We start from the raw sequence: 23165 nt of genomic DNA, 5'->3' as shown, positions 1-23165 counted from the left end.
AACTATGGCTAGAAGAGCAGGAGCACCAGAGGTTAGTGCTGGTTCGATGGCGGACATAGCTTTCCTTTTACTTATCTTTTTCTTGGTAACAACTACTATTGAAACAGATGCAGGATTGGATCGTATGCTTCCACCAATGGAACCACCTACAGAGGAACCACCAATTATTAAACAAAAGAACATCTTTACGGTGAATATTAACCGTAACGGTCAGTTGTTGGTAGAAGATGAAATTCTTCCAATTGATAAATTGCGCGAAAAAGCGATGGCGTTTTTAGATAACGGTGGAGCACCTCAAGGTAGTCCAGATTATTGTAGCTATTGTAAAGGAAAGCGTAATGCTGAATCTTCAGATAACCCATCAAAAGCAATTATTTCTTTAAAGAACGATCGTGAAACAAAGTATGGCACCTATATAACAGTTCAGAACGAATTGGTAGGGGCGTATAATGACCTTCGAAACAGGGAGTCTAAGAGACTGTTCGGTAAAGAGTATGTTGAAATGGAAGCTGAATATTTAAACCCTGAAACTGAAGATTCTGTTAAAGATGAATTGAAGGAGAAGGTAACTCGTATTCAGGGATTATATCCACAAAAATTATCTGAAGCTGAAACTTCAAAAGAATAATTAACAACTAAAAGTAACACTATGTCAAAATTTGCAAAGAAAAAAGACGGAGAGATTCCAGCGGTTTCCACTGCTTCACTTCCTGACATTGTATTTATGCTTTTGTTTTTCTTTATGACGGTAACAGTTATGAAGGATAGTTCTTTGAAAGTAGAAAACGTACTTCCAAATGCTAGTGAAGTTAAGAAATTGGAAAAGAAAGATCGTGTAATCTATATTTATGTTGGTAAGCCAACTAGAGAATATGAGAAAACTTTTGGTACAGAGCCAAAAATTCAATTAAACGACAAATTCGCTAGTGCATCTGAAGTAGGTGATTATATTTTGATGGAAAGGGCTAAGAAGCCTCAAGAACTTCAAAATGTATTGACCACTTCGCTTAAGGTTGATAAGAACGCTAGTATGGGGTTGATATCCGATATTAAACAAGAGTTAAGAAAGGTAAATGCTTTAAAGGTGAATTATACTACCTATGAAGGAGATGCTTTTAATAATCTACAATAGTTAGTTAGTAGAATTCTAATTTTCAAAACGCTTCAAATTTATTTGAAGCGTTTTTTATTTCATTAACTTTACTAAATGCGATTTGTACTTCTATTTATTCTTTTACCTCTTTCTTTCTTTGGTCAGGATGCTAATGATAGCTTAAGAAGTCAGCGCTATTTTGAAGATCAGTTTTATTTAGGTTTGTCATATAATTTTCTATTGAACCATCCTGAAGGTTCTAATCAACGGAATTTATCTTATGGTCTACAAGCTGGCCTAATTAAAGATATCCCCTTAAATCGTTCAGGAACAAAGTCTATTGGTATTGGTGCTGGGTTGGCCTTAAACAGTTATTACTCCAATCTTGTGGCTAACTTATCTAATGATGAAATCACATATAGTATAAATGATAATATTACAAGAAGTAAATTAGAAACCCACCTTATTGAGTTTCCATTAGAATTTAGATGGCGAAATTCAACAATCGAAGAGTATAAATTCTGGAGAATTTATACTGGTATTAAGGCTGCTTATATAGTAGGGGCGAGGTCTAAATTTGTTTCGGATACCACCAGTGATGGATTTTATAATACAGATTTATCAAGATTTCAATATGGTCTAACTTTGAGCTTTGGATATAATACCTTTAATCTAAATGCGTATTATGCACTAACAGACCTTTTTAATGGTAGTGCAACTGTAAATGGAGAAGTACTTCAATATCGCCCACTTCGTATTGGACTTATATTTTACATTCTATAGCCAGAACCTTACGGTTAACAGCTGAGATATAAGGCCGATAAAAACACCAATAATAAGTTCTATTCTAGTATGTGCTTTTAAATAGAGTCGCGCAGTTAAAACAGCACCTGTAAGTACAATGAAAATACTAATTGCGATTATTAAATTGATTTCGAAATGTATACTTAGGTTGATAAGATACATAAGTAACCCGCTTACCCCAACAGCATGTAAACTTGTTTTAAAGTTGAATAACAACAATAACAAACAGGCTACGGTGGCGCCTAATAGACCGGTGAAGTAAAAGTATAGCTCACTGACATAATTGTTAGGTATCACCTTATATAAGATTAAAAGTAGTATTGACGCATGGATGTAAAGAGGGTATTTACGTTCTGTTGCCGTTTCTAAAAATATTGAATTAACCAATCCTACGTTTTTCAATATAAAGAAGGTCACAATTGGGATTATGACGGTTAAAATGAAAATGGGTAATATGCTTGCGCTTTGTATTTCTAGAGGTGTGTATTTTGGAGTGATTAGGAAATAAGCAATAGTACCTCCAATAGTAATGAAAAGTGGATGAAGTAGGTATGATATTAAATTTGAAAAAACCTTCATTAAATTTCCTTTCTCATTCGGGCAACAGGTATATTAAGCTGTTCCCTATATTTAGCAACAGTTCTTCGGGCAATGGGATAGCCTTTTTCTTTTAAGATAGCTGCAAGCTTATCATCGGTTAGAGGCTTCTTTTTTACTTCGTTTTGAATTACAGTTTCTAGAATTTTTTTTATTTCTTTTGTTGATACGTCTTCACCTTGTTCATTTTTCATTGATTCAGAGAAATATTCCTTTATCAATTTTGTGCCGTAAGGGGTATCTACATATTTACTATTTGCAACTCTCGATACAGTAGAGACATCCATTCCAATTTCATCAGCTATATCTTTTAAAATCATAGGGCGCAAGTTTCGTTCGTCGCCAGTTAAAAAATATTCACTTTGATAATGCATAATAGAATTCATTGTAATAAACAATGTTTGTTGACGTTGTCTTATTGCGTCGATAAACCATTTTGCAGCGTCTAATTTCTGCTTAATGAACATTACTGTGTCTTTTTGAGATTTAGACTTGTCCTTGGCCTCTTTATACCCTTTTAGCATGTTGCTATATTCTCTTGATACATGCAACTCTGGTGCATTACGGCCATTAAGGGTTAATTCTAATTCACCTTCAACAATTCGAATGGCAAAATCAGGTACAACATGTTCTACAATTCTATTGTTGCCTGAATAAGAACCACCTGGTTTCGGATTTAATTTTTCAATTTCGCTTATAGCTTCTTTTAATTCTGTCTCTGAAATATTGTGTTTTTGAATTAATTTCTGATAGTGCTTTTTGGTAAAGTGCTCAAACGATTTTTTCAGAATAGCGGTTGCCAATTCTACACTTGGGGTAAGCTCTTTGCGTTCTAATTGAATAATTAAACATTCTTCTAAAGAACGAGCACCTACACCTGGCGGATCTAGGTCTTGAACGATAGCTAGAATTTTCGTTATGGTTTGTTCATCGGTATAAACGTTTTGAGTAAATGCCAAATCATCCATGATATCAGCAATTGGTCTTCTGATATACCCGCTTTCATCTACGCTACCAACTAGAAATTCAGCAATGGTCCATTCATCATCACTTAAATAAAAGGTATTTAATTGATTTATTAGATATTGATTAAATGATATGCCGGCTGCATAAGGCACACTTTTCTCCTCGTCATCGGAACTATAATTGTTTGCTTTGGTGCGATAATCAGGTATTTCATCATCACTTAAATAGTCATCGATATTGATGTCTTCTGTGTTGATGGTTTCATTATCAGAATCATCTTCATAGATATCATCATACTCATCAGAGGCCGTTTCTAATTCTTCCTTTCCCGTTTCAAGAGCCGGATTTTCCTCTAATTCTTGTTTTAACCGTTGTTCAAAGGCCTGCGTTGGCAATTGAATCAGCTTCATCAATTGAATTTGCTGAGGAGATAATTTTTGGGAAAGTTTAAATTGTAGGTGTTGTTTCAGCATTACTTTTTTCTAGTACTTGTAAAAGTAACTAAATCCGCTTAGAATTCTGCATTCTGCGGTGTTCTAGGAAATGGGATAACATCTCTAATGTTACCCATGCCTGTTGCGAAAAGAACTAATCGTTCAAATCCAAGTCCAAAACCACTATGCTCCGCAGTGCCGAATTTTCTTAAATCTAAATACCACCAAAGTTCTTTTTCATCGATACCTAAGTCTTTGATTTTCTCTTTTAGAACGTCTAAGCGTTCTTCTCTTTGCGAGCCTCCAACTATTTCGCCAATACCAGGGAATAAAATATCCATAGCTCTAACGGTTTTACCGTCTTCATTTAAACGCATATAGAAAGCCTTAATTTTTGCAGGATAATCAAATAAAATCACCGGACAATTAAAATGTTTCTCAACAAGATAACGCTCATGCTCACTTTGTAGGTCGGTACCCCATTCTTCAATAGGATATTTAAATTGTTTCTTTTTGTTCGGCTTGCAGTTTTTAAGAATATCGATTGCCTCTGTGTAACTTACTCTCTTGAAATTATTATCAACAACAAATTTTAATTTTTCTATTAAAGGCATATCACTGCGCTGTGCTTGTGGTTTGCTTTTTTCCTCGTCTAATAATCTTTTTTCTAAAAATTCTAAATCCTCTTGACAATGTGTCAAAGTGTATGAGATAACATTCTTTATGAAATCTTCAGCTAAATCCATGTTTGCATCTAAATCAAAAAAAGCCATTTCTGGCTCAATCATCCAAAACTCTGCTAAATGCCTAGATGTATTTGAATTTTCAGCTCTAAATGTTGGGCCGAAAGTATATACCTTGCCTAAAGCCATAGCGTAAGCTTCAGCTTCCAATTGCCCTGAAACGGTTAAGTTGGTTTCTTTTCCGAAGAAATCTTCTTTATAATCTACGGATCCGTCTTCTGTTAAAGGCGGATTTTTTTCGTCTAATGTTGTTACTCTAAACATTTCACCTGCACCTTCGGCATCTGAACCTGTAATTATGGGAGCGTGAAAATAATTAAAACCGTTTTCTCTAAAATAATTGTGAATAGCGAATGATAGGGTAGACCTAACTCGCATTATTGCTGCAAACGTATTGGTACGAATTCTTAAATGCGCTTTTTCTCTTAAAAATTCTAAAGAGTGTTTTTTAGGTTGAATAGGATATTCCTCTGGGTCAGCGATACCTAATACTTCTAATGCTGAAACTTGAATTTCAACCGATTGTCCTTTACCCTGGCTTTCTACAAGCGTTCCGGTAATTTTTAAAGCTGCTCCTGTATTTACTTTTTTCAGTAATTCTTCGTCAAAATTTTCGAAATCTACCACACATTGAATTGTGTTTAATGTTGAGCCATCATTTAAAGCAATGAACCTATTGCTTCTAAAGGTTCTTACCCAACCTTTGATAGTGATTTCTTGAAGTAAATTTTTACTTAATAAAAGTTCTTTTATAGTAGCTGAACGCATGCTTGTTGAATTGAAAATTAAAACGTCAAAGATAGGATTTTGTTAAAAAATAATTGACTTATGTTATGATATAAAACAATGACCTAAATGAATTTCAATTAATTGTTATTTTCATCTTGTGGCAGTATGTCTATCTGTGGTTTTTTAAGTGTTTGCTTGTTGGCTATACTTTTTTCTAATGATAACAATAATGAAGGTAAAAGAATAAGGTTCGCAAGCATTGCAAGAAGCAGTGTTGCGGAAACCAATGAGCCTAGAGCAACCGTACCTCCGAAGTTAGAAATAACAAAGACCGAAAATCCGAAAAACAAAACTATTGATGTATAGAACATACTTACGCCAGTTTCACGTAAGGCATTGTATACCGATTTTTCAATTCGCCAATTGTTCGCTGTTAATTCTTGCCTATACTTCGCTAAGAAATGTATAGTATCATCCACTGAAATTCCGAATGCAATACTGAATACTAAAATTGTAGATGGTTTTATAGGTACTCCAACAAAGCCCATAATACCTGCGGTAATTACCAAGGGTAATAAATTTGGAATCAGGGAAATGATAATCATTCTAAAAGACCTAAAAAGGTAGGCCATGAAAAGAGCAATTAAGCCAATAGCCAATGCGAGGGACATTATTAGATTTTTAACCAAGTACTTTGTTCCTTTTAAGAATAAGAGTGCGCTACCGGTCATATAGACATTGTAGCGTTCGGCTGGGAATATTTTGGAGATATGCTCCGTCAGGCGCTCTTCAATCTGTTCCATACGGGTAGTATTTACATCTCGCATGAAAGTCGTTATCCTTGCAGTTTGTCCAGTACTGTCTACAAACGTTTTCAATAGGTCGCTGTTGTTAGAAGATTTTCTTGCAACATCCATAATGAAAGTATTCTCTTGACTTGTCGGTAATTGATAATATTTTGGTAGGCCATTATAAAAAGCCTGTTTAGAATACTTCACTAAATTAACCACTGAAACTGGTGAAGAAAGTTCTGGTATATCTTCAATAACTTCCCCTAGTTGATTCATTCGTTTTAGGGTAGCTGGTTTTAAAACCCCTTTAGGTGTTTTTGTGTCCACCACTATTTCAACTGGCATAATCCCTTTAAATTCTTTTTCGAAAAATCTTATGTCATGAAAAAACTCGGCATTTTTAGGCATATCCTCAATCGGACTTCCAGATATTTTAATTTGATAAATACCTATAATACTTATGACCAATAAGGCAATGGAAACAATATAAACAGATATTCTTCTATGCCTTACAATGCGTTCCATCCAACTAACAAAAGCGTCAATCCACTTTTTGTTTAAGTGTTTTAAATGTTTGGTTTTAGGTAAAGGCATAAAACTATATGCTATGGGAATGATTAGTAAAGAAAGAACAAATATGCCTATGATGTTGATAGAAGCAACGATGCCAAATTCTTTTAAAAGCTTACTGTCAGTAATTATAAAAGTAGCAAACCCAGAGGCTGTTGTAATATTTGTCATTAAAGTGGCATTTCCGATTTTGGAAATAACTCGCTGTAATGATAAAGCTTGATTACCATGCTTTTTAACCTCTTGTTGGTACTTATTTATTAAAAAAATACAGTTCGGAATACCAATAACTATAATTAATGGTGGAATAAGGGCGGTAAGTACCGTAATTTCATATTGCAGCAAGCCAAGAAGGCCAAAGGCCCACATTACGCCAATAATTACTACACACATAGATATTACTGTAGCTCGAATACTTCTAAAGAAAAAGAAAAAGATTAATGAAGTAACACCAAGAGCGGCTAGAATAAATTTACCGATTTCATCGATAATATTCTGGGAATTCATGGTTCTAACATACGGCATGCCAGAAATGTGAACATCTAAATTTGTTTCTTTTTCAAAATTTGTGACTAACGTATTTAAATCTTGTAGAATAAAGTCTTTTCTGACTGAAGTGTTTACAATATCCTTATCTAGATTTACAATGGTTCGTATTGTTTTACTTTCCTTATTATATAGAAGATTTTCATAAAAAGGAAGATTGTTGAATAAATGGTTGGTAACGCTGTCAATTTCTTTTTGAGAATTTAGTTCTCCCGTAATTAACGGGCGCATTTTAAATTCTTGCTTCTCATTATCCTTAATCAGTTCTTGTAAATTGTCAGTTGAGAGTACAAAATCTACTTCAGGAAATGCAGCTAATTGCTTACTAAGTTTGTTCCATCTATTGAAATTGACTGGATTAAAAAGAGCACTATCGCGAATAGCAAAAACAACGGCATTGCCTTCTTCCCCGAACTTGCTAAGAAAATCTTGATATTCTTGGTTTACTGGATGGTCATCGGGCAATAGGTTGGTTTGCGAACTTGAAAATCGCATATATTGCCACTGCATGGCCATGAAAATTGTAAATCCAACAATGAGAAAAATGATTAGGATTCTGTTTCGCAGAATAATGTTTGCCGTTTTAGGCCAAAATCCTTTAGTAAGTTTAGCTACCATAACTGTTTTTGCAGGTGTCAAAGGTAACCAATAGGTGCATTTGTTCCTAAATAGAAAAGTTTAAAATTAACTGTAAATAAAAAAAGCTACCGATTTAAGGTAGCTTGGTCTTTTTAACGAATGGGTTAAAACTATACTTTCATGATTTCTGCTTCTTTCTTCGCAAGAAAGTCATCAATCTTTTTTGTGTAAACATCAGTTATATCTTGAACATCTGCAGTGGCATTCTTCTGAAGGTCTTCTGAGATATCAAGATCTTTAATTTCTTTATTTGCATCTTGCCTAGCGCTACGTACGCCTACTTTAGCGTGTTCTGCCTCTGCTTTAGCTTGTTTTGTAAGTTGTATTCTTCTTTCCTCTGTAAGTGGCGGAACATTTATAATAATTAAATCACCATTGTTCATAGGGTTGAAGCCCAGGTTGGCATTCATGATTGCTTTTTCAATCTCTTGAAGCATTCCTTTTTCCCATGGTTGTACAGAAATAGTACGACCATCGGGAGTGTTAACATTGGCTACTTGTGATAAAGGTGTTTGCGAGCCATAATAATCAACTAGTATAGATGATAACATGGCAGGGCTAGCTTTTCCTGCTCTAATTTTTAAAAATTCACGCTCTAAATGGGCCATTGCAGCATCCATTCCTTCTTTTGTTGAGTCTAAAACAAATTGTACTTCTTCGTTCATAAAACAATAATATTACTTTCTCAAAACATAAACTGTACCAAAATTACACGTTGACGGTAGTGCCAATGGTTTGGCCGTCAACAATTTTAAGTAAGTTTCCTTTTTTGTTCATATCAAAAACTACGATTGGTAGTTCATTTTCTTGACTTAATGTAAAAGCGGTCGTATCCATAACTTTCAATCCTTTCTTAAGAACATCATGAAAAGTTATTGAATCAAATTTAGTGGCATTTTTATCCTTTTCAGGATCAGCTGTATATATACCATCAACGCGAGTGCCTTTTAAAATTACATCAGCTTCTATTTCAATAGCTCTTAAAACAGCAGCAGAATCTGTAGTAAAATAAGGGTTTCCAGTTCCACCACCAAATATTACAACTCTACCTTTTTCAAGATGTCTCATTGCTCTTCTACGTATAAAAGGTTCAGCAACTTCATTGATTTTAATCGCTGATTGCAATCTTGTTTGTACACCGTTCATTTCTAAAGCGCTCTGTAAAGCTAGGCCGTTAATAACGGTGGCTAGCATTCCCATGTGATCAGCTTGTACTCTATCCATTCCTGTTGCAGCACCTGCTAATCCTCGAAAAATATTACCCCCACCAATTACAATAGCTATTTCAATGCCTTTTTCTACTACTTCTTTAATCTCTTCTGCATATTCATTAAGTCTGTTAGAATCAATGCCATATTGCTTTTCACCCATTAGGGCTTCGCCACTTAATTTTAGAAGAATTCTTTTGTAGTGCATCTTAATTTTTTATTTGCCATCAAAAATAATGAAAATATTCGATGGGGGTGGTCAATATTTCTTGGAAGCAAAACATAATTCTTTCTGAATGGTATATCGTAGATTATATATCTTTGGAATCCTTAAATTAACAGGTAAATAAGTTATTAATTATGAGAAAAATAATAATTGTCTTTGCTCTAGCTGTGCTGTTTAATGCATGCGGAACAGGCAAATCATTGTTGTCGGATGATAATAGCCCGATTTTAACTACGATAGATTTGGTCAATGTTGTTGATGATCTTGTTAGGGTTGAAATTAATCCTATGGCTTTTACAACTGAAACGGTATTGTTTAGAATACCTAAAACCGTACCTGGTACTTATAGTTCTGATAATTACGGTAAGTATATTCAAGATTTTAAGGCACTAGATTATAAAGGGAATGAACTTGAGGTTGTTAATCTTGATGATAATTCGTGGAGTATTTCGAATGGAGTTCAACTGGATAAGATTGAGTATTTGGTGAATGATACGTATGACACTGAAAACGAAGTTGCTGATGCTGTATTCTCACCAGCTGGCACCAATATTTCTAAAGGCAGCAATTTTATGCTTAATCTACATGGATTTGTTGGTTATTTTGATGGTTTTAAAGAAAGACCTTATAATATCTTAGTACATAAACCTGAAGCACTAATTGCTACTACGTCCTTATCTCTAGAACCGAACAGAAAACCTGATGCACTTTGGGATGGTTTCATGGCTAAACGATATTTTGATGTGATAGATAACCCAATTATGTACGCTAGGCCTAACACTGAGGCTTTTGAAATTAATGGGATAACCGTTAGGCTAAGTCTTTTTTCTCCTAATGGAGTTTATAAAGCAGCAGATTTAAAGGAAAGGATGGTTTCAATGATGGGTGCTCAAAAGAAATATTTGGGTGATGTAGACACTACCAAAGAATATAATATTTTGTTGTATCTATCAGATGTAAATGTGCCTGATGCCCGTGGATTTGGAGCTTTAGAACACCATACATCTACTGTTGTTGTTTTGCCTGAGGCCATGCCAATTGAAAGGTTGGAGGAGGCTATGGTTGATGTCGTATCTCATGAATTTTTTCATATAGTAACACCTTTATCGGTTCATTCTAAAGAGATACAATTCTTTAATTTTAATAACCCTAAAATGTCTCAACATCTATGGATGTATGAGGGTACCACTGAGTACTTCGCGAACTTGTTTCAGGTTCAACAGGGATTAATTTCAGAAGATGAATTTTATGATAAAATGCTAATGAAGATTGACAATTCTAAATTTTATGATGATAATATGTCTTTTACAATTATGAGTAAGAATATTTTAGAGGAACCTTATGAAGCTAATTATGCTAACGTCTATGAAAAAGGTACTTTAATTAATATGTCATTAGATTTATTGTTGCGTGAGAAAAGTAATGGAGAAAAAGGCGTGCTTTGGCTATTGAAGGAGTTGTCTAAGAAATACGGAGTCAATGTTCCTTTCGATGATGATATATTGTTTAAGGAGATAGTAGAAATGACATTCCCTGAGGTAGATGTTTTTTTTAAAAATCATGTAATTGGCGATACTCCTATAGATTATGAGCTTTATTTGAAAAAGGTTGGTTTAAACATCTTGGATGTGGAACAGCAAACAGGATACTTTTTTGATGGTCAAGTGCCGTATATTGATATCGATATAGAGAATGATAGTGTGGTTTTTATAAGAGAGGGAATTAAATTAAACTCTTTTTTCAATGATTTAGAATTAAAGGGTGGTGATGTTTTAAAGGCAATTAATGGTGAAGAGATTACTATTGAAACGCTACGACCTATTATAGGAGAAAGTTTTAGCTGGACTCCTGAAAAGGTTATTGAAGTTATTGTACTAAGAAATGGGGAGGTTGTTACCGTTGAAGGACCTGTTGGTTCTCCTATCAAGGTCGTCAAAAAAATAACCTCTGAAAAAGATGCAACTGAATATGAAATCTCTTTACGAAATGAATGGCTAAAAAATTAGGTTCATCCTAGATGTTAGCGCTTAAACATTTAATAATCTGAGGGTTTAATTGGAGTAAATAAAAAAACCGTCTACTTTTAACAGTAAGACGGTTTTTTATTGAGTTAGTTGTACTGTAATTAACCTAATGCAACTCTCTTAAATCCTGTTACTTCTAATTTAGAATCAACTGATTTTACGTATTGAGAAACACTTTGTTTGCTATCTTTAATGAAATCTTGATTAATCAAGGTGTTGTCTTTAAAGAAACGCTTTAATTTACCTTTTGCGATATTGTCTAGCATTTCTTCTGGCTTACCTTCTTGACGTAATTGATCTTTTGCAATTTCAATTTCTTTATCGATTACCGATTGATCAACACCATCTTCATTCAGTGCAACTGGGTTCATAGCTGCAGCTTGCATAGAAACATCTTTTGCAACTTCTTCTGCACCATCAACCGCAGCTGAAAGTCCTGTTAGAACAGCAATTTTATTTCCTGCATGAATGTATGAACCTACAAAAGGAGCACTTAATGTTTCAAAACCTCCGATTTCAATTTTCTCACCAATAACCCCTGTTTGTTCAATAAGTTTTTCTTGAACAGTCATACCTTTGTAATCGGCGGCTAAGAATGCATCTTTAGAATCATAATTGATTGCTAAATCTGCTAATTCAGTTGCTAACGTTACAAAAGTTTCGTTTTTAGCTACGAAATCAGTCTCGCAATTAAGTGAAATGATAACACCAGTTGTATGAGCATCATTTACTTTAGCGATAGCAGCACCTTCAGAAGAATCTCTATCGGCTCTTTTTGCTGCTACTTTTTGACCTTTTTTACGAAGAACTTCAATTGCAGTTTCAAAATCGCCTTCAGCTTCAACTAAAGCATTTTTGCAATCCATCATTCCTGCACCCGTCGTTTTTCTTAATCTATTAACTTCTGCGGCTGTAATCTTTGCCATTTCTTTTACTTTTAGTGTACCCTTTTTAGGGGGTTATTCTTAATTTATTTATATAAAAAAATGTAGCTGCTTATTCTACACCACCTTTAGTGTTGTCTTGCCATTCTTTAAGCTCGTCCCATTTACCATCAGCGGCCATTTTAGCCTGCTTTGGCCAAGAGGTAGGATCTAAATGAGCCATTCTTGAACTTGCTTCTGTTAAGATTTCTTTGATTTTTTCAGCATCTCCTTTAGAAAGATCAGCAAAAGTAGCAATACCTGCAGCAGCTAAAGCTTCAGCAGCTTTAGGTCCGATACCTTCAACTTTAGTTAAGTCATCTGCCTCAACTTTTGCTTTTTTAGCAACTGCTTCTTCGGTAGCCTCAACCTCAGCTTCAACGTTTGTTGCTTTAGCAACTACTGGAGCTGGTTTAGTATCAACCTTTTCAGGAGATGGTGCCGGTGTATCAGCGGCTTCTTTTTTCTTAGGAGCTTTTTCTTTTTTATCATCAGATTTACCTTCAGCAGCATCACCTTTTTCAGACTTACGTTCTGCAAGACCTTCGGCAACCGCATTGGTAACTTCTGTCATAATGATGTCAATTGACTTAGAAGCATCATCATTAGAAGGTATTAAATAATCTACATCTCTAGGGTCACAGTTGGTATCAACCATTGCGAAAATAGGAATGTTTAATTTTTGAGCTTCTTTAACTGCAATGTGCTCTCTCATTGTATCAACGATGAATAATGCACCTGGTAAACGTGTCATTTCAGAAATGGAACCAAGGTTCTTCTCTAATTTTGCACGTAAACGATCTACTTGAAGTCTTTCTTTTTTAGAAAGAGTTAAGAATGTACCATCCTTTTTCATACGATCGATAGAAGCCATTTTCTTTACAGCTTTACGAATAGTAACGAAATTAGTCAACATACCACCTGGCCATCTTTCAGTGATGTAAGGCATGTTTACTTTTGCTGCTTTTTCAGCAACTATGTCCTTGGCTTGTTTTTTGGTAGCTACGAAAAGTATTTTTCTACCTGATGCTGCAATCTTACTAAGAGCCTCATTGGTCTCGTCTAGTTTCGCAACTGTTTTGTAAAGATTGATAACGTGAATACCGTTACGCTCCATGTAGATGTAAGGAGCCATGTTTGGATTCCACTTTCTTGTTAGGTGGCCAAAATGCACACCTGCTTCTAATAATTGTTTTACTTCGACTCTCGCCATTTTAAATTTAGTTTACGTTCTTATGAATTAGCAATGGTAAAGTGGTATTTGCAATTGTGCAAAAGCCTTCACCATTTAGATGCTAAACTAATTTACCCTTAATTATAAGTAATTAAAGGATTTTTAATTGTCCGTAAAGGACTTTCAATGAACTTGTTAATAATCTGGATTTTCCAGTGTGATAAAATATATAAAACAGGCACCCAAAAAGGGTGCCTGGTAATTTTGTGATTCGAATTAACGTTTCGAGAATTGGAATTTCTTACGAGCTTTCTTCTGTCCGAATTTCTTACGTTCAACCATTCTTGGGTCTCTTGTTAATAAGCCTTCTGGCTTCAAGATAGTTCTGTTCTCTGGATCAATTTCACACATTGCTCTTGAAAGAGCAAGGCGAATAGCTTCTGCTTGACCTGTAATACCACCACCGTAAACATTTACTTTTACGTTATAAGTATCTAAACTCTCAGTTAATGTAAAAGGTTGTTTTACTTTATATTGAAGTGTTGCAGTTGGGAAGTATACACTTAAATCTTTGTTGTTGATAGTGATGTCTCCATTTCCATCAGAAAGATATACTCTAGCTACAGCGGTCTTTCTACGACCAATTTTATGAATTACTTCCATCTTATTTAATGTCTTTTAAATTAACAACGGTTGGTTTCTGTGCTTCCTGACCATGCTCAGTACCTGCGTAAACTTTAAGGTTTCTGAAAAGTTCTGCGCCTAATCTATTTTTAGGTAACATCCCTTTTATTGCTTTTTCAAGAATACCTTCTGGGTTCTTATCCAATAATTGTTTTACGCTAGTAGAACGTTGGCCACCTGGGTAGCCTGTGTATCTTAAATAAGTCTTATCAGACCATTTATTTCCTGAAAGAACAAATTTCTCCGCATTGATAATAACAACATTGTCACCACAATCAACATGAGGGGTGAAACTTGGCTTATGCTTTCCTCTTAACAAATAGGCGACTTTTGAAGCCATGCGTCCTAATGTTTCTCCTTCGGCATCTACCAATAACCACTCTTTGTTTACAGTTGTTCTGTTGGCCGAAACGGTCTTATAACTTAATGTATCCACTACTGCTATTTTTAACTATTATTTTAATCAATCCCGTCAAAGGGGCTGCAAATCTACGATTATTAACTTGAATTGCAAATACTTGTTTCTTTATTTTTTACATTTTTATTATAAATGCAATTTCTGAAGTCTTTAATACAAATACTATACGGTTAAACTCATCTGTTTTAATGCTAAATACGTAACATCAAATATTTTTTTGCGTCACTCTAGTATCATTAGAAATCTATCAAAGAACGCATTATTATGTTTAAAAACCTTTACCTCAACCTATCTTAATTTATTTTGTGCATTACTCATACCTATGCTCAAAAAGACACCTTAAAGATTATTAAGGAAAACAATACAGCGACAATTCCTGTGGGAGAGTCAATAAGCATTAGATGGAATTCTTTCAGATAGCAAATGGGATAATGGTCTTTGGGATGGTGATTTTACAGTTTTTGAACCTAATGATTGTATGTTGCCCAGCCAGGCTACCAAGTTTAAAATTACGTATGACGATAAATATTTATATGTTGGTATTAGATGTTTAGATAGTGTGCTTAGTAATATTAATCAAGGTACGTTCAGCACTTCCATCCGATTTAATTATAGTTAAAATGCGAATTTATCAATTCAATATTACGGACAACCTTTTATTTCTACAAGCACGTACATCGATTTTAATTTTGTAAATAATCCGATAGCGGAAAACCTTAATTGAACGAGTAACAATATTCTCTCATGATTAAATTAGTAGTTCAGATATTGGAACTCCACACTTTAATAGATGAAGATATAGATGGAATAGTTGATTATGAAATTAAAACCCAAATTTTTCATTAGTTCAGTTTAGGTCGAATCTTGTATTAAGGTCAGAGTATATTCCTGGTACAGAAGTCTTTTTGGTATTGTCACAGGGTGTTGTAGGGTCAGTAAATCCTTATGAAACTTTAGGTAATAATTTAGATGCCCAAATACTTGGACAAAAGAAAGAGAATACGTTCCTAATAAAAGCTACCTATTCGTTTTGTGCTATAAGAGAAATTTGGTTTTGAAATAATATGTGAATAATTTCGTTTTTAAAATAGTTGATAAACAAATTTAACGATGACGTATAAACATATTTTATTCTTTTTAGGTATTGCTCTAGTGCTGATTTCTTGTAGTTCAGACAAAAATGATGGCGAAGCAGAAGTGCAAGTTGCTAGTACCGCTATTTTAGGAACCTGGGATGCTACAGAGCTTGTAATTGATAATGCAACAGCGTCGGATAACACAAAATTTGCAAAAGGGATTCTGGATCTTTTAACGGATAAAGATTGTTATGTAGTTACCTTGACATTTAATGAAGATTTGACCGCTAGCGCTTCTAATTCAGCAAACTACGTAGAAGTAAATGCGACTGGTACGGGTTTAGATATTCCTTGTCCAACTGAGGCTGACCTCGAATCAAGTACCTATACTTTTGATGGTACTACAGTGACGACTACTAAAAGTAACGGCGAAGTTTTAAACATTAATGTTTCTATAGATGGAGATGTTATGACAGTTGATGCTGCTGATTTGGAAATCCCGAACTTTTCGGATGACGGACAAATGCTTTTCGTAAAAAGGTAAAATAAAATTTTATTCTAGATTTAAGCCCTCGCAATTATATGTGAGGGTTTTTTTACAAAAGAACTCTATGTGATATTTAATACTATCTTTAAAAACACAATAGTGCTTTTTTCAATATTTCAATGAATAAATTAATTGTCAAGTTCCTTTTTTTAGTATCGCCATTTTTTCTTACAAGTTGTATTGATCCGGTTGAACCTGAGTTTGAGTTTAAAGAAGGGTTGGTTTTTATAGAAGGTATAGCTACTACTGTAAAAGGTGGCTCTTATGTGATAATTAATAAATCGGTAAATGAATTTGGAATAAACAAAACAAAATTTGAAAATGGAGCATCTGTTTCATTTGTAAATTCTTTGACGGGCCAAGTAATTGAATTAGTTGAATTAGAAGGAGCATATGTGCCTTCTATTGAATTTAAAGCTAATGTGGGTGAGCAGTGGGAAATAGATGTCGCCTTAGAAGACGGCAGGCAATACCGTTCCCAACCTGAAACCGTATTGGAACCTGTTCCTATTTCAAATATAAAGGCTACCTATAATCCTGAATTGCAATATAATGACGGAACAGGCTCTTTTGAACCTGGTCATGCTATTTCAATAACTTTTAATGACCCGGTTGATCAAGAGAATTATTATTATTGGACATTCAAGTCATATGAAAATTTACTTGTTTGCCAAGTATGTTTTGATGGTATTTACCGTGATGGAATATGCGGCCCCACTAGTATATCTACACCAGATTATTTCAGTTACACTTGTGACACAGATTGCTGGAAAATTAGATACCCTGAAAGTATATCTTTATTTGATGATAAATTTTCAAACGGAAAAACTACTACTGATTTAATTGTCGCAAATGTACCATTATATACAAAGGAAAATATCGTGGTTGAAATTCAGCAGTTATCGTTGACTCCAGATGCATTTGATTATTATAAAGTCTTAAAGGACTTGGTTGATAACAACAGTGGTTTCAATGCACCGCCACCAGCAGCTTTAATTGGTAATATATATAACCCAAACGATCTAAATGATTTCGTATTTGGTAGGTTCACTGCTGCCGCAACTTCAAGCGTTGATATTTTTATTAAAAGAGGTGATATTCCAGAAAATTCATTGGACCCTCAAAAGCCATTGAGCATTGAGCCAACATTTATGTCTCCTTACCCACCCCCAGCAACCATAGAAGCTCCTTGTAATGAAGGAAGATTTAAAACAGCGATACAGCCAGAAGCATGGATGAATTAAATCAAGATAAATATCCTTTTACTAGAAAAGCCAAAAACCTTATTTTGGGTTTAGTATTTACGGTTTTATGCTCAAGTACAATAGAAGCTCAAGAATTTCTTTTGGTTGTCGAGGTGATAGATGAGTTGACCCAGCAGCCATTGGAAAGTGCGGAAATTATTATAGATCAATGTTCATGTGGTGGTATCACAAATAATAATGGTATTTTCTCTATTAATCTTCCTCAAAATTCCTATTCTGTACATATTAATTATATTGGTTTTAAAAGTGAGACGGCTAATGTCAACTTAATTTCGAGGAAGAAAATTACAATTAACCTTGTTGAAGAACAAGAGCAGCTTTCTGAAGTTGTAGTGAGAGCTAAGCGCATTAACGATAATTTGGAATTACCCCAAATGGGCGCGTTGCAATTAAAAACACAAGAGTTGAAAAAAATACCATCAGGTCTTGGCGAAGCAGATGTACTTAGAAGCATGACCCTATTAGCAGGGGTTAATAATGCAGGTGAAATTAGTAATGGTTTATCAGTAAGGGGTGGTGCCCTAGATCAAAATTTATTGTTGTTAGATAATGCGCCGGTCTTTAATCCAACCCATCTATTTGGTCTTTTTTCAGTATTTACACCAGATGTTATTTCAAGTGTTGACTTGTATAGAGCTAATATTCCTGCACGATATGGAGGTAGAATAACTTCAGTGTTAGATTTAAAAGTGAAAAACCCATATGTAGACAAATTTAAATTGAGTGGAGGTATAGGTATTGTTTCAAGTCGTTTGAATATTGAAACACCTATAATTAAAGATAAGCTAATGATGACCCTTGGCGGGCGAGCCGGTCTCACAGATTTTTTATTGCCTTTGGTTTCAGAAAGATTAAAGGATACCAAGGCTAAATTTTATGATAGTACTTTAAAATTATTATATCTGCCAACAGAAGATGATCAAATAACCTTTACTGGATTTTATAGTAAAGATTTTTATCAATTGGATTTGATTACCCAAATACAGAATATCAATGCGAAAAATAACCAGTATGATTTTAAAACTCTTAATGGTACGCTGAATTGGAGACATTCTTTTAATGATAAAAGCAATCTAAGAACATTCTTGGTAATGAGTGATTATTCGCCCAAAACTATATTTCCTGAAGTTGACAATCCAAATGAAATTGTATTTGAATCGAAAATTAACTATCAGAGTTTTTCTTCAGAATTTTCTAAGGAAATAAAGTCTAATCTAGATTACTATGTAGGTGTTCAGGCTAATAAGTATCAGATTAGGCCAGGTGAATTGCGCCCAGGTAATGGTAATAGTGTGGTAGCGGTATCTTTGGCTGAAGAAAACAGCTATGAATTTTCGGGTTATGGTAATGTTAATTTTAAGCCAGTAACTAATGTTGCTATTTCAGCTGGTTTAAGATTTAGTCATTATGTCCTTGTGGGTCCTTATAGGCAAGCGCAATTAGACCAAACTACGGGTTTGCTGTTGGGTGTTACTGACTTTGAAAAAGGTGCAGGAGTGAAGACTTATAATGGATTAGAACCAAGATTAGGAGCGAATATAAAACTAAACGAGACTACATCGATAAAGGCAAGTTATGCGAGACTAAACCAATATCTTCAAAATGTTTATAATTCAACAACGCCTTTACCTACCTCTAGGTGGAAAACTTCTGATTCAAATATAAAACCTCAAATAAGTGATACTTATGGATTGGGAATCTATAAGAATTTAGGTAATAATGAAGTTGAATTGGGTTTAGAAGGGTATTATCGTGATTCTAAAAATAACTTGACCTTTAAGCCTGGTGCAGATTTCTTTCTTGAAGAATTTTTGGAACGAGATGTTATTCAGGGTGAAGGTAGGGCATATGGAGTTGAGTTTAGTATAAAGAAATCTAGCGGTAAGGTTAACGGATGGTTAAACTATACATGGTCTAGAAGTTTGTTGAAATCCGATAATGAAAATCTTGGGGATCGAATAAATAATAATAATTGGTATGCCTCAGATTTTGATAGACCACACGTAGTAAATTCAACTATAAATTTTGAAGGAGATAAATATAATACATGGAGTTTTAATTTCACAGGCCAAACAGGAAGACCTTATACTGTTGCAAATAGTGTTTTCAAATTAGAAAATATTGATGTTCCAATTTTTATTGAACGTAACAACGCAAGACTTCGGCCATACCATAGATTAGATTTCTCTTGGAATATTAAGTATGGTGAGAAAGTGAATAAAAGATGGATTGGTGATTGGACATTTACAATCTATAATGTTTATAGTCGTCGAAATCCTTTTAATATATATTATTCTCAACGTCAACCTGGTGTTGATGCCGATGTTTTTTTAGGCAGCCCTTTAGGTTCTTATGAACTTTCTATTTTAAATAGCCCACTATTTGCTTTGACTTATAATTTTGTTTTTCAATAGCAGATTTTTATTCCTTAAAAAACTTACGATGTATATTTTGATGTTCCGTTTGAATGGTTATTAAATATATCCCTTTCTCTAACTTATTTATAGGAATATTAAGTGCGTTATGGTTGATGACCCACTGATGAGAAATAACCTGCGTGCCATATATATCTGTAATAATAATCGATGCGTTGGGTGAATTATTAAGACCTAAAACATTTATAACATTGGTTGCAGGGTTGGGAAATACTTTAATTTTTATAGTGTTTTTAATGTCAACACTTATTTCATGTTTGTTTGATTGAGAAAAACCTACATGAATAGTGGTTATGAAAATGAAATATAATAATACGTTTTTCATGGTACTTTACTATAGTAAGTACCAAACGTTTTTTTAAATGTGTTTCTTGTAATTTTAAGAAGGTTTAACATCTAAAAGAAAATAGTGTCAATGTGCCACCAACCAATTTTCTCCTACACCTACTTCCACATCTAGAGGAACGTCTAATTTGTAGGCGTTCTCCATTTCAGACCTAATCAATTTTTTTAATTCTTCTAATTCTGGATTGTAAATATCAAATACCAATTCATCATGTACCTGTAAAAGCATTTTAGATTTGTAATTACCTTTCTCAAGCTTTTTGTGAATGTTTATCATGGCAATTTTGATGATGTCTGCAGCACTACCTTGAATGGGTGCGTTAACAGCGTTTCGTTCTGCAGCACCACGAACAATAGCATTACTACCGTTAATATCCTTAAGATATCTTCTTCTGCCTAAAACTGTTTGTACATAGCCATTGTCACGAGCAAAATCTACTTGTTCGCTCATGTAGTTCCTCAGTTTTGGATAGGTCTTGTAATACGTGTCGATAAGCTCTTTTGCTTCGCTTCTTGATAAGTCTGTTTGGTTACTTAAACCAAAAGCTGAAACCCCATATATAATACCGAAGTTTACGGTTTTAGCATTACTACGTTGTTCGCGGGTTACTTGATCTAAAGGAACATCGAATACCTTTGATGCGGTAGAAGCATGGATGTCCTCACCATTTTTGAAAGCCTCTATCATAGTAGTTTCATCACTCAAGGCAGCAATGATTCGCAGTTCTATTTGAGAATAATCTGCAGCTAATAAGGTGTAATTTTTATCCCTTGGAATAAATGCTTTACGTACTTGGCGACCACGTTCGGTACGAATTGGTATGTTCTGTAGGTTTGGATTATTACTACTTAAACGACCCGTCGCAGCAACCGTTTGCATATAGTCTGTGTGTACACGACCTGTTACGGGTTCTACTTGTTCTGGCAAAGCATCTACATACGTGCTTTTTAATTTAGCTAAACCTCTATAATCCAAAACATTTTGAATAATCTCATGGTCTTTTGCTAAATATGACAACACATCTTCTGCAGTTGAATATTGACCTGTTTTTGTCTTTTTAGGTTTTTCTACTAGCTTGAGTTTGTCGAATAAAATTTCTCCTAGTTGTTTTGGTGAACCAATATTAAATTCGGCCCCAGCGTTTTCATAAATTTTCTTTTCGAGTGTGGCAATATCATTGTTTAAATCAGAAGAAAGTGAATGTAAAAATTCTTCATCTAGATTGATACCTTCCAATTCCATATCGGCTAATACACGTAATAAGGGGATTTCAATATCTTGAAATAATTTTTCGGTGTTTGCTTCTTTTAATTCTGGTCTAAAATGTTGTGCCAATTGAAAAGTGATATCGGCATCTTCTACGGCATACTCGGTTTGTTTTTCTAAAGGAACGTCTCGCATACTCAACTGGTTCTTACCTTTTTTACCGATCAGTTCTGTAATAGATATAGGAGTGTAGTTAAGGTAGGTTTCAGCCAATACATCCATATTATGGCGCATATCAGGATTGATAAGATAATGCGCTAACATAGTATCGAAAAGTGGTCCTTTAACATCAACGTTATATTTGTCTAAAACCTTGATATCATATTTAAGATTCTGACCTATTTTTTCAATTTTGTCAGCTTCAAAGAAAGGGCGTAGTTCTTCAATAAGTGCTTGCGCTTCTTCCTTTTCTTCAGGGAAAGGAATATAATACCCTTTAGTAGCTTCCCAAGAAAAAGCAATTCCTACTAATTCTGCTGTTAAAGGATTTAGTCCTGTGGTTTCGGTATCAAAACAAACCGAAGTTTGCTTCATTAAATTTTGAATAAACAATTTCATAGCCATACCTGGCGCAACGCTTTGGTATGCATGAGCTACATCTGAAATTGTTTGCCTGCTAGAAAAATCTTTAACTGTTGCTGGCGCGTCTCCACTACCTCCAAATAATGAAAATTGACCTGTTCCTGCATCCTGCGATTCTTTTTTCAGAGCACTAGATACTTGTGTTACCGTTTCTGCAGTTTCATTAGAAAACAGTTTTAAAAACTGGTCTTTTAATCTTCTAAATTCTAGTTCTTCAAATATTTCTTGAACCTTTTCAAAGTCAGGCTCAGAAAGTTCGTAATCTGATGCATTAAAGGTTACGTCACAATCTATACAGATAGTTGCCAATTTTTTCGAAAGGATACCCAATTCTTTATTTTCTTCAATCTTTTCTTTCATTTTCCCTTTCAGCTTATCCGTATTTGCTAAAAGATTTTCCATACTACCGAACTCCGCAATAAATTTTTTGGCAGTTTTATCGCCAACACCTGGTAGACCAGGAATGTTGTCACTGGCATCACCCATCATGCCTAGGTAATCTATAACTTGTTCTGGGCGCTCTACTCCAAAACGTTTCTGAATTTCTGGAATTCCCCATATTTCAATACCATTTCCCATACGTGCTGGGCGGTACATGAAAATATTCTCAGAGACTAATTGTCCGAAATCCTTATCAGGTGTAACCATAAATACTTTGTAATCTTCCTTTTCCGCTTGTTTAGATAGGGTTCCTATAATATCATCTGCTTCCCAACCTTCTAACACAACACTAGGTATGTGCATGGCTTTTAGAATATTCTGGATATAAGGTACTGCCAAACGAATAGCATCTGGCGTAGCGTCACGGTTTGCTTTATAAGCTTCATACATTTCAGTACGTTCTACACTTCCGCCTTTATCAAAACAAACAGCCAAATGATCTGGCTTCTCTCTTCTGATTACATCGAGCAAAGAATTCATGAATCCCATTATCGCAGACGTATCCATGCCTTTAGAGTTGATTCTAGGATTTTTTATCAAGGCATAATAGCCACGAAATATCAATGCATATGCGTCTAGCAAGAAGAGTCTTTTTTGATCTGCCATTTTTGAATATTAAATATGAGGGTTTAAAAGTA

Annotated in this window: 19 protein-coding genes; 7 read left to right on the top strand and 12 right to left on the bottom strand. The window is 34.5% G+C overall.

The window, feature by feature from the left end; all coding sequences use genetic code 11:
• Nucleotides 1-4 precede the first annotated feature (4 nt).
• The 3 genes from B5X55_RS06145 to B5X55_RS06135 all read left to right on the top strand — a co-directional run bounded on the left by B5X55_RS06145 (nt 5) and on the right by B5X55_RS06135 (nt 1876).
• Nucleotides 5-628, top strand: a complete 624-nt coding sequence (locus B5X55_RS06145) for an ExbD/TolR family protein (protein WP_079511738.1) — start codon at nt 5-7, stop codon at nt 626-628.
• 21 nt (nt 629-649) lie between these two features.
• The gene (locus B5X55_RS06140) at nt 650-1132 is read left to right on the top strand and encodes an ExbD/TolR family protein (protein ID WP_079511737.1); all 483 of its coding nucleotides are present in this window, start codon (nt 650-652) and stop codon (nt 1130-1132) included.
• A gap of 75 nt (nt 1133-1207) precedes the next feature.
• On the top strand, nt 1208-1876 hold the full coding sequence (locus B5X55_RS06135; protein WP_079511736.1) for a porin family protein: 669 nt from the start codon (nt 1208-1210) through the stop codon (nt 1874-1876).
• Here the strand turns inward: B5X55_RS06135 and B5X55_RS06130 are convergent.
• The 6 genes from B5X55_RS06130 to pyrH all read right to left on the bottom strand — a co-directional run bounded on the left by B5X55_RS06130 (nt 1871) and on the right by pyrH (nt 9328).
• Entirely contained in the window at nt 1871-2476 is a 606-nt protein-coding gene (locus B5X55_RS06130; protein WP_079511735.1) for a hypothetical protein, read from the bottom strand. The genes B5X55_RS06135 and B5X55_RS06130 overlap by 6 nt on opposite strands.
• Nucleotides 2476-3933 carry an RNA polymerase factor sigma-54 gene (gene rpoN / locus B5X55_RS06125; RefSeq protein ID WP_079511734.1) on the bottom strand — a complete coding sequence of 486 codons (1458 nt, stop codon included), beginning with the start codon at nt 3931-3933 and terminating at the stop codon, nt 2476-2478. The genes B5X55_RS06130 and rpoN overlap by 1 nt, the downstream gene beginning before the upstream one ends.
• A gap of 38 nt (nt 3934-3971) precedes the next feature.
• Nucleotides 3972-5405 carry an asparagine--tRNA ligase gene (asnS, locus tag B5X55_RS06120; RefSeq protein WP_079511733.1) on the bottom strand — a complete coding sequence of 478 codons (1434 nt, stop codon included), beginning with the start codon at nt 5403-5405 and terminating at the stop codon, nt 3972-3974.
• A 98-nt stretch (nt 5406-5503) separates the two neighbouring features.
• On the bottom strand, nt 5504-7891 hold the full coding sequence (locus B5X55_RS06115) for an efflux RND transporter permease subunit (protein ID WP_079511732.1): 2388 nt from the start codon (nt 7889-7891) through the stop codon (nt 5504-5506).
• A 131-nt stretch (nt 7892-8022) separates the two neighbouring features.
• Nucleotides 8023-8577 carry a ribosome recycling factor gene (frr, locus tag B5X55_RS06110; RefSeq protein ID WP_079511731.1) on the bottom strand — a complete coding sequence of 185 codons (555 nt, stop codon included), beginning with the start codon at nt 8575-8577 and terminating at the stop codon, nt 8023-8025.
• 43 nt (nt 8578-8620) lie between these two features.
• Nucleotides 8621-9328, bottom strand: coding sequence for a UMP kinase (gene pyrH, locus B5X55_RS06105; protein ID WP_079511730.1), 708 nt, complete (start codon nt 9326-9328; stop codon nt 8621-8623).
• 152 nt (nt 9329-9480) lie between these two features.
• Here pyrH and B5X55_RS06100 point away from each other — a divergent pair, with 152 nt between their 5' ends.
• Nucleotides 9481-11352 carry a M61 family metallopeptidase gene (locus tag B5X55_RS06100; RefSeq protein ID WP_079511729.1) on the top strand — a complete coding sequence of 624 codons (1872 nt, stop codon included), beginning with the start codon at nt 9481-9483 and terminating at the stop codon, nt 11350-11352.
• 119 nt (nt 11353-11471) lie between these two features.
• Here the strand turns inward: B5X55_RS06100 and tsf are convergent, their stop codons facing one another.
• The 4 genes from tsf to rplM form a co-directional block, all read right to left on the bottom strand.
• A complete protein-coding gene (gene tsf / locus B5X55_RS06095; RefSeq protein WP_079511728.1) occupies nt 11472-12296 on the bottom strand; it encodes a translation elongation factor Ts in 825 nt (274 codons plus the stop codon).
• A gap of 70 nt (nt 12297-12366) precedes the next feature.
• Nucleotides 12367-13506, bottom strand: coding sequence for a 30S ribosomal protein S2 (rpsB, locus tag B5X55_RS06090; RefSeq protein ID WP_079511727.1), 1140 nt, complete (start codon nt 13504-13506; stop codon nt 12367-12369).
• A gap of 237 nt (nt 13507-13743) precedes the next feature.
• Nucleotides 13744-14130: a 30S ribosomal protein S9 gene (gene rpsI, locus B5X55_RS06085; protein WP_079511726.1), complete on the bottom strand. Its 387-nt coding sequence runs from the start codon at nt 14128-14130 to the stop codon at nt 13744-13746.
• Between the two features lies 1 nt (nt 14131).
• Nucleotides 14132-14587, bottom strand: a complete 456-nt coding sequence (gene rplM, locus B5X55_RS06080) for a 50S ribosomal protein L13 (protein ID WP_079511725.1) — start codon at nt 14585-14587, stop codon at nt 14132-14134.
• 1092 nt (nt 14588-15679) lie between these two features.
• Here rplM and B5X55_RS06075 point away from each other — a divergent pair.
• The 3 genes from B5X55_RS06075 to B5X55_RS06065 all read left to right on the top strand — a co-directional run bounded on the left by B5X55_RS06075 (nt 15680) and on the right by B5X55_RS06065 (nt 19871).
• Nucleotides 15680-16189 (top strand): lipocalin family protein, encoded by a 510-nt coding sequence (locus tag B5X55_RS06075; RefSeq protein ID WP_079511724.1) that lies wholly within the window; start codon nt 15680-15682, stop codon nt 16187-16189.
• A gap of 122 nt (nt 16190-16311) precedes the next feature.
• Nucleotides 16312-17436 (top strand): DUF4249 domain-containing protein, encoded by a 1125-nt coding sequence (locus B5X55_RS06070; RefSeq protein ID WP_079511723.1) that lies wholly within the window; start codon nt 16312-16314, stop codon nt 17434-17436.
• Nucleotides 17424-19871 carry a TonB-dependent receptor gene (locus B5X55_RS06065; RefSeq protein WP_079511722.1) on the top strand — a complete coding sequence of 816 codons (2448 nt, stop codon included), beginning with the start codon at nt 17424-17426 and terminating at the stop codon, nt 19869-19871. Before B5X55_RS06070 ends, B5X55_RS06065 begins: the two co-directional genes overlap by 13 nt.
• 7 nt (nt 19872-19878) lie before the next feature.
• Here B5X55_RS06065 and B5X55_RS06060 read toward each other — a convergent pair whose 3' ends face one another.
• Complete coding sequence (locus B5X55_RS06060; RefSeq protein ID WP_079511721.1) at nt 19879-20217, bottom strand: T9SS type A sorting domain-containing protein; 339 nt, start codon at nt 20215-20217, stop codon at nt 19879-19881.
• 87 nt (nt 20218-20304) lie between these two features.
• Nucleotides 20305-23133: a DNA polymerase I gene (gene polA / locus B5X55_RS06055; RefSeq protein ID WP_079511720.1), complete on the bottom strand. Its 2829-nt coding sequence runs from the start codon at nt 23131-23133 to the stop codon at nt 20305-20307.
• Nucleotides 23134-23165: the final 32 nt, after the last annotated feature.

This window comes from Maribacter arcticus, assembly GCF_900167935.1.
Taxonomy (GTDB): Bacteria; Bacteroidota; Bacteroidia; order Flavobacteriales; family Flavobacteriaceae; genus Maribacter; species Maribacter arcticus.
Note: the sequence above shows the minus strand (reverse complement) of the source record. Positions and strands in the feature narration are given on the sequence as shown.

Coding starts and splice junctions, on each gene's coding strand:
- B5X55_RS06145 (WP_079511738.1), top strand. CDS start 5: ATGGCTAGAAGAGCAGGAGCACCAGAGGTTAGTGCTGGTTCGATGGCG.
- B5X55_RS06140 (WP_079511737.1), top strand. CDS start 650: ATGTCAAAATTTGCAAAGAAAAAAGACGGAGAGATTCCAGCGGTTTCC.
- B5X55_RS06135 (WP_079511736.1), top strand. CDS start 1,208: ATGCGATTTGTACTTCTATTTATTCTTTTACCTCTTTCTTTCTTTGGT.
- B5X55_RS06130 (WP_079511735.1), bottom strand. CDS start 2,476: ATGAAGGTTTTTTCAAATTTAATATCATACCTACTTCATCCACTTTTC.
- rpoN (WP_079511734.1), bottom strand. CDS start 3,933: ATGCTGAAACAACACCTACAATTTAAACTTTCCCAAAAATTATCTCCT.
- asnS (WP_079511733.1), bottom strand. CDS start 5,405: ATGCGTTCAGCTACTATAAAAGAACTTTTATTAAGTAAAAATTTACTT.
- B5X55_RS06115 (WP_079511732.1), bottom strand. CDS start 7,891: ATGGTAGCTAAACTTACTAAAGGATTTTGGCCTAAAACGGCAAACATT.
- frr (WP_079511731.1), bottom strand. CDS start 8,577: ATGAACGAAGAAGTACAATTTGTTTTAGACTCAACAAAAGAAGGAATG.
- pyrH (WP_079511730.1), bottom strand. CDS start 9,328: ATGCACTACAAAAGAATTCTTCTAAAATTAAGTGGCGAAGCCCTAATG.
- B5X55_RS06100 (WP_079511729.1), top strand. CDS start 9,481: ATGAGAAAAATAATAATTGTCTTTGCTCTAGCTGTGCTGTTTAATGCA.
- tsf (WP_079511728.1), bottom strand. CDS start 12,296: ATGGCAAAGATTACAGCCGCAGAAGTTAATAGATTAAGAAAAACGACG.
- rpsB (WP_079511727.1), bottom strand. CDS start 13,506: ATGGCGAGAGTCGAAGTAAAACAATTATTAGAAGCAGGTGTGCATTTT.
- rpsI (WP_079511726.1), bottom strand. CDS start 14,130: ATGGAAGTAATTCATAAAATTGGTCGTAGAAAGACCGCTGTAGCTAGA.
- B5X55_RS06075 (WP_079511724.1), top strand. CDS start 15,680: ATGACGTATAAACATATTTTATTCTTTTTAGGTATTGCTCTAGTGCTG.
- B5X55_RS06070 (WP_079511723.1), top strand. CDS start 16,312: ATGAATAAATTAATTGTCAAGTTCCTTTTTTTAGTATCGCCATTTTTT.
- B5X55_RS06065 (WP_079511722.1), top strand. CDS start 17,424: ATGGATGAATTAAATCAAGATAAATATCCTTTTACTAGAAAAGCCAAA.
- B5X55_RS06060 (WP_079511721.1), bottom strand. CDS start 20,217: ATGAAAAACGTATTATTATATTTCATTTTCATAACCACTATTCATGTA.
- polA (WP_079511720.1), bottom strand. CDS start 23,133: ATGGCAGATCAAAAAAGACTCTTCTTGCTAGACGCATATGCATTGATA.